At 58.5% G+C, this 6110-nt stretch carries 8 protein-coding genes and 1 pseudogene; 7 read left to right on the top strand and 2 right to left on the bottom strand.

Annotated features, from left to right (window positions below):
• The 3 genes and pseudogenes from C1D09_RS07090 to C1D09_RS07100 form a co-directional block, all read left to right on the top strand.
• Window positions 1-496, top strand: a pseudogene (locus C1D09_RS07090) (DNA-binding protein); the annotation flags it as partial.
• On the top strand, window positions 496-939 hold the full coding sequence (locus C1D09_RS07095) for a DUF3775 domain-containing protein (RefSeq protein WP_143973608.1): 444 nt from the start codon (window positions 496-498) through the stop codon (window positions 937-939). The pseudogene C1D09_RS07090 and the gene C1D09_RS07095, both read left to right, overlap by 1 nt.
• 358 nt (window positions 940-1297) lie before the next feature.
• Window positions 1298-1837 (top strand): Hsp20/alpha crystallin family protein, encoded by a 540-nt coding sequence (locus C1D09_RS07100; protein WP_143973609.1) that lies wholly within the window; start codon window positions 1298-1300, stop codon window positions 1835-1837.
• A gap of 141 nt (window positions 1838-1978) precedes the next feature.
• On the opposite strand, the gene C1D09_RS07105 is transcribed toward C1D09_RS07100, so the two are convergent.
• Window positions 1979-2176, bottom strand: coding sequence for a hypothetical protein (locus C1D09_RS07105; RefSeq protein ID WP_143973610.1), 198 nt, complete (start codon window positions 2174-2176; stop codon window positions 1979-1981).
• Between the two features lie 640 nt (window positions 2177-2816).
• Window positions 2817-2987 carry a hypothetical protein gene (locus C1D09_RS33060; RefSeq protein ID WP_167514515.1) on the bottom strand — a complete coding sequence of 57 codons (171 nt, stop codon included), beginning with the start codon at window positions 2985-2987 and terminating at the stop codon, window positions 2817-2819.
• A 275-nt stretch (window positions 2988-3262) separates the two neighbouring features.
• On the opposite strand from C1D09_RS33060, the gene C1D09_RS07115 reads away from it, so the two are divergent.
• The 4 genes from C1D09_RS07115 to C1D09_RS07130 all read left to right on the top strand — a co-directional run bounded on the left by C1D09_RS07115 (window position 3263) and on the right by C1D09_RS07130 (window position 5873).
• Window positions 3263-3817, top strand: coding sequence for a Spy/CpxP family protein refolding chaperone (locus C1D09_RS07115; RefSeq protein WP_246135670.1), 555 nt, complete (start codon window positions 3263-3265; stop codon window positions 3815-3817).
• Window positions 3818-3876: 59 nt separating this feature from the next.
• Window positions 3877-4503, top strand: a complete 627-nt coding sequence (locus C1D09_RS07120; RefSeq protein WP_143973611.1) for a hypothetical protein — start codon at window positions 3877-3879, stop codon at window positions 4501-4503.
• 128 nt (window positions 4504-4631) lie between these two features.
• Entirely contained in the window at window positions 4632-5030 is a 399-nt protein-coding gene (locus C1D09_RS07125; protein ID WP_143973612.1) for a c-type cytochrome, read from the top strand.
• Window positions 5031-5225: 195 nt separating this feature from the next.
• A complete protein-coding gene (locus C1D09_RS07130; RefSeq protein ID WP_143973613.1) occupies window positions 5226-5873 on the top strand; it encodes a helix-turn-helix domain-containing protein in 648 nt (215 codons plus the stop codon).
• The last annotated feature ends 237 nt before the right edge of the window (window positions 5874-6110 follow it).

Below are 6110 nucleotides of genomic sequence, written 5' to 3' on the forward strand. Positions count from 1 at the left end.
GCTCGAGACCCTCGAAGACCTGGAGAACGCGCTTCATGGCGGCGCACTTCATATCAAGGGTATCGGCCACAGGCGCAAGGAGATGCTGGCGGCAGCACTCGCCGAGCGGCTCGGCAGGGTTCGCACAAGAAGGGCACATCAGCCCTACCCCCTGCCGCCAGTGTCGATGCTGCTCGAAGTCGATCACATGTATCGCGAAAAGGCTGCGGCCGGCGCGCTCCGCAAGATTGCACCGAAGCGCTTCAACCCGAAAGGCGAGGCGTGGCTGCCGGTGCTGCATGCGCGCCATGACAATTGGCATTTCACAGCGTTCTTCTCGAACACCAGGCTGGCGCACGAACTGGCGAAGACGCGCGATTGGGTCGTGATCTATTTCCAGGCCGAAGGCCAGCCGGAAGGGCGCTGCACGGTCGTCACCGAGACACGTGGGCTGATGATCGGCAAACGCGTCGTGCGCGGACGCGAAAATGAACAGCAACTGAAGGAAACGGTATGATGAGAAGAGCCGCGAAGGGAGTTGGCAATGGGGAAACGGAACTTGAAGTTCCCCTCGAAACCGTGTGCTTCATCATCATGAAGGCGCGTGAATTCGATGCCAAGGATCCGGTCACAGAACCCAACCCCGCGTCCAATCCGTCCGACGATCGGTCCGCCGCGATCCTGGAGGATCATGCCGACGACCCAGTTCTTGAGGAGCTGCAGTCGCTGATTTCCGAGCTTTCGTTCGACGCACAGATCGACCTGGTCGCCCTGATGTGGCTGGGCCGCGACGATCATTCGGCCGATGAATGGCGAAGTGTCCGAAAGCAGGCAACCTACGCTCACAACGAGCATGTGGCCGACTATCTCTGTGGGACGCCGTTGCTCGCGGACCATCTCGCCGAGGGATTGCCGGCACTCGGCTATTCATGCGCCGAACTTGAGCGACAACACCTTTGACCATCGGACTGCTGTGCCGGGGGGACGGTGTTTCCGGTCATCGCGCTATCTTTTGGTGGTCGCGCCTCTCAACTCGAGTTCCGGCTGACGACTTTTTTCCCTCGCCATTGATCCCAATCAATGAGCCTCCCTTGTGCAACTGCTTTGATGCAGTCCTCGTCAGGCTGAGCCGGACGCGGCGACGCGGACGCGATAGATCGCGGCAAGACCGCGGGTTCGCGCAACGATGGACCAGTTCGGCGATGACACCGGGCGAGCGGATTCGCCGACCTCCAGCTCTGGCGCCTCTTGGGAGACGTAAAGGTGGAAGAGTGGAGGCGGCGATACCTGCCGATCAACTCACCAAAGGAGAAGAACCATGGCCGAAGCTGCCACCAAACTCCCCGTCAAGACAGAGAAAAGCACTGCCCCTGCCCGGTCCGACAACTGGACGGCACCGTTCGAAAGCTTGCGTCGCGAAATCGACCGACTGTTCGACGACTTCCACGCGTTCGATTTCCGGCTGCCCTCGACCCGGTCTCTGTTCGGTCGTGAATTGCCGTCGCTGCGCGCCACGGATTGGCCGGTGGCGCCGGCGATGGACCTCGTCGAGAAGGAAAAGCAGTATGAAATCACGGCCGAACTGCCCGGCATCGACGAGAAGAATGTCGAGATCAAGCTCTCCAACCGCACGCTGACGATTAAGGGCGAGAAGCAGGAAGAAAAGGAAGAGAAGGACAAGGACTACCATCTGTCCGAGCGCCGCTACGGCTCCTTCCAGCGTTCCTTCCAGCTGCCTGAAGGCGTCGACACCGACAAGATCGATGCAAGCTTCACCAAGGGCGTGCTGACCGTGAAGCTGCCCAAGACCAGCGAAGCCCAGAAGGCCGAGAAGAAGATCACGGTCAAGGCTGCGTAACAGGCGTGGCTACCCACTCGTCTCAGCGCGCCTTACCGGCGTGCTGAGACTTTCTCTAACGATATGCCAAGCTGCGTTTGGTTGGGTACCTGGTCGGGGCACCGAAGCTATTTCGACCCGGGGCCGCTGTGCCGCACCCTATCAACGCGATTTTCGTCCAGCACTACCCGGTTTGTCGGCCGCACCTGACTGATCGCGAGCTTGGCTTTCGGCTCTCTCAAGCTTCTTCTGCTCCAACGCCAGCAGGTTTTCGATGACACGCTTTTGTTGGGGATCTGTCTCGCGCCCGAGAAGATCCTGAAAATGGGCGATGTTGGCACGCGCAATAAAGCGGTCCATGACATTCCTCAATCGCCCAACACTCTACACCCAAGTGCGGGCCGCTTGAAGCCACCTACGCCAATGCAGGTCCGCTGCGGCAAGGCTAGTCTAGGTGAAATCTCTTAAGGAACAAACCGAATTTCGCAAGGACAGACAATGCGCCATTGATGTCATCAGAGGCAGATCGTCGTTTCGATCTTGGTGAACCCAACCCCACCTCCGCGCCTCTCAACGCCAAAGCAGGGAGCGACAATCAATGTGCCAAGCCTGCGTAGCAGGGAATGATGAAATGGCGGACCTTGCGGAACGTGGCAGCCCAACTATGGGAGGCGCGACTACTGATCGCCATTTGGAAGGCATTCACGTGTCCGGCAAGCAAGATGTCCGGTCATTGGATTTGACCTGCGTCAAGGACGCCTTCGCCGTTCCTTCCAAAAATCAACCCATGTGGCAACCAATATCGACTGCCCCTTTTGATCAGGATCTGAAATTGGCCGTCTTAGACCGGGATGGCGTTCATGCCCTCGTTTTTCCCTGCAGGCGTATACTGACAGGCTGGACCAAGTCGGCCACGAAGGAACGGCTGCATATCTCACCCACCCATTGGAGAATATGGGAACCTGACAACACGGATGTTTAGCGGAATTGCCGTGTTTCGTTATTTGTTGTTCTGTCTGTTTGTTCCGTTATCGGCTTCTTCGGCTTTTCTGAGTTTTTGCTCTTCTTTCTCGAGCAGTTCGAGCAAGGCCTTCCGCTTGAGGTGATCTTGCTCTTCGGCCAGGCGCTGTCGAAAATACTCGATATTCAGGCGGGCGATCCGCTTATCCATTCATCACAAGCAGCCGCAGCCGCTTCCCTGTTCGTACGTGGACCCACATATCACGGCCAAATTGCCCGCGTCTAATCCAGCCGATGCTTCCGTCCCATAAAGGCGTGCTTCAGATGGCGCGGGATTCCGTCAAGCCACTCTTACTAAAGCTCTCCCGAACAATTCCCACCTACGGCTATGGCCGGATCGACGGCGCCCATTGATGCAGGTCAAGGGCTTCAGCGCCGCCGTGTGATTTCTTTGACACTAGGAATTCGCTGTGAAGGAGACGACGGATGTTCAGCTTGCGCAGTAGTGTTGCCGCCGGCCTGATGCTGAGCCTTGTCGCGATGCCCGTTATGGCCGGGGCTGAAGACAACGATTCCGGGTGGTGGCCTCACTGGGGCATGGGCCGCATGATGATGGGTCAATGGGGCATGGGCGGCCCCATGGGTGGCTATGATTCAGACCAGATGCTCGATCGGGTCGACGGACGCCTCGCCTTCCTTAAGACGGAACTGAAGATCACCGATGAGCAGATGCCATCCTGGGATGAACTTGCCGGAGTCATCCGCAGCACGGCCGAGTCTCACAATGCGTTGATGCAAGACATGCTCAAGGAATTCCAGGACGGCGAGTTCCTGAAGAAACCCCTGCCCGAGCGACTGGCCTACCAACAGAGCCATCTCGAAGCGCGTCTGGAACAGGTGAAGACCGTGAGGGCAGCCGTCGAGAAACTATACGCAAAGCTGAGCGATGAGCAGAGGCGGGCCGCCGACGATATCGTCCTGCCGATGATGGGCATGGGCATGGGGCGCTCGGGCTTCGGTCCTGGAACGATGTCCAGATAGCCTCCATTGCATCCTGACCGTGCGATGCCTGAGCCCGATATTGCGAAGGAACTGAACGCATGTTCGTCGCACTTCGCCATTTGACCGCGCTAGCTCTGCTCGGCGCCAGCCAGGGCTCCGGGTCCACGATCTTTCCGACGGGGGTGGCATACAGCAATTGGGCCGACGAGAGCGAAGAAGCAAGGGTATGCGAGATCGTCCTCGACGCCAGCAACCCGCCATCGCGGGAAGCCGTCAAGTTCATTACGATTGCCGGTTACAACAAATTCGACGGAACGGTTCTGGCCGGCTTTCTGATGGGTGCGGCCGACCTCACCGCATCAGGCACATATCAAATAGTACGGATTTCAGCCGCTGCGTTCAGCTCGCGCACATTCAATTCGCTCGGCCATTTGGATTACGAAAGCTATGACGACGGTACCGTCATGGCGACCACACAGGACCCTCTTGTCGCCACGGCTTTCATCAGGGCCGTGATTGCCGGGGTCTATGAAGTGCATTTTGCACGCCCAGACTCAAACGCCGAAATGCGGACCTACAAGATTGCATCCGCGCCAGGGGAATCCGTAGTCACCAATTTCATGCACTGCATGGATCACCTCGCTGTCGAGTCCCACCGCACTCAATCAGATGCATCGACAGAAGGACGACCGCTGCCGGAGGGAGGTGCGAGAAACCATTTTTGATTCCGACCCAGCCGCCACCTGGCTTGGTCCCGCCAGGACGATTTGATCCGGCTCAATGCGAACATCGCTCCGCAGGCCAGAATGGCAACACAGGTAGCCCATGCTAACGGCAGCTGATTGGAGCGTATATGAAACTCTTGACGATGGCGGCATGCGCGGGCTTGACCTTGAATACAGCCGCAGCCCAGGAAATGAGCTACGGTCAAGCAGAATATCTGAATTCCTGTGCCGTTTGTCATGGCATAGGAGGCAAGGGCGACGGCCCCTTGCGCGACCTGCTGGCCAAACGACCGGCCGACCTGACGCATCTTTCTCAACACAATGGCGGGACTTTTCCCTATTCGAGGGTCTTTGCAACGATCGACGGTCGCTATGCCATTACAAGCCATGGCAACCGCGAGATGCCCGTCTGGGGTCGTCAATTCCTCGAGGACGATGCCAAAACCTACGGCCCCAGCGGCGGCGAGGTGGTGACCACGGAACGCATCCACAACCTGGCGGGTTACATCGCGACGCTGCAGCATTAGACACAGGCAGCGAGGCTCGCCGAAATGACTTGCTGCGCAATGGACTGTCCACGTTCGAAGCATGCATCGGCCTTTGTCAATGACGCCGGTGGCGTCCACGCCTCGCCTAGGTAGTTTTCCGTAGGGACATAACCGAATTTCGGCGTCCGCAGATTCGCGCGATTGCTGTGTCACGGAACAACCGGGACAACAGCCATGCACGCTTACACCGCCTCCAGGATTTCATTGCCGTCGCATTCCGCTCAGCCAAGCCTGCCAGTGGCCTTCGACTCGGACACGCAACAGCAGGTCAGCTTCTTTCCCGCCGGTTCGGAGATTTATGCTCAAGGCGAGAAGGCCGGCGCTTTCTACCAGGTCAAATTCGGCGCCGTGCGCATCTACCGCCTGCTCGCAGACGGCCGCCGGCAGATTAGCGCCTTCCACCTCGCCGGAGAGACGTTCGGCTTCGAAGCCGACACGACGCATCATTTCTTCGCCGAAGCGATCAATGCCACCGGGGTACTCGCCTTCCGCTTCAGCGCTGGGGCCGACATGTCTCATCAGTTGCTTCCCCTGGCGCTCAAGGGCCTGACGAGGGCGCAGGAGCACCTCCTCGTCCTCGGCCGCCAGAACGCTATCGAACGCGTCGCCGCTTTCCTGGTCGACATGGCAGAGCGGCAGGGGGGATTGCGGCAGGTGGAGTTGCCAATGTCGCGTATGGACATCGGCGACTATCTCGGCCTGACCATCGAGACCGTGTCGCGGGTCTTCACCCGCCTGAAGGACAAGGGCGTGATCCGCCTGCTCAACCTGCGCAGCATCGAGATCGTCAAGCAGGATGTGTTGCAGACCATGGGCGAATGAGGAACCCTGGCTGCTCAAGGACCAGCAAGTCATCGATCGCACCTGGGTGCACACCTGGCGGCCCAGGTGCAGACGTTTGAAGGACAAGGCGCGAACCGGTATCAGCCAGAAAATGCGCTTCGCATCTCGTAGATTCTCACAGCAGATCAATAACTTATAATAGATCGCGCATTGCGGCAAAGGCTCGCAATGTGCGAGAAAATGGCACCGCGTCCATCTAGGCCAACTGAATTCACC

It is taken from the genome of Mesorhizobium intechi (genome assembly GCF_002879535.1).
In the GTDB taxonomy this organism is placed as follows: Bacteria; Pseudomonadota; Alphaproteobacteria; order Rhizobiales; family Rhizobiaceae; genus Mesorhizobium; species Mesorhizobium intechi.

Bases quoted from the DNA above. Each gene is read 5' to 3' on its own strand.
- C1D09_RS07125 (WP_143973612.1), top strand. From the start codon at position 4,632: ATGAAACTCTTGACGATGGCGGCATGCGCGGGCTTGACCTTGAATACA.
- C1D09_RS07120 (WP_143973611.1), top strand. From the start codon at position 3,877: ATGTTCGTCGCACTTCGCCATTTGACCGCGCTAGCTCTGCTCGGCGCC.
- C1D09_RS07105 (WP_143973610.1), bottom strand. From the start codon at position 2,176: ATGGACCGCTTTATTGCGCGTGCCAACATCGCCCATTTTCAGGATCTT.
- C1D09_RS07100 (WP_143973609.1), top strand. From the start codon at position 1,298: ATGGCCGAAGCTGCCACCAAACTCCCCGTCAAGACAGAGAAAAGCACT.
- C1D09_RS07095 (WP_143973608.1), top strand. From the start codon at position 496: ATGAGAAGAGCCGCGAAGGGAGTTGGCAATGGGGAAACGGAACTTGAA.
- C1D09_RS07130 (WP_143973613.1), top strand. From the start codon at position 5,226: ATGCACGCTTACACCGCCTCCAGGATTTCATTGCCGTCGCATTCCGCT.
- C1D09_RS07115 (WP_246135670.1), top strand. From the start codon at position 3,263: ATGTTCAGCTTGCGCAGTAGTGTTGCCGCCGGCCTGATGCTGAGCCTT.
- C1D09_RS33060 (WP_167514515.1), bottom strand. From the start codon at position 2,987: ATGGATAAGCGGATCGCCCGCCTGAATATCGAGTATTTTCGACAGCGC.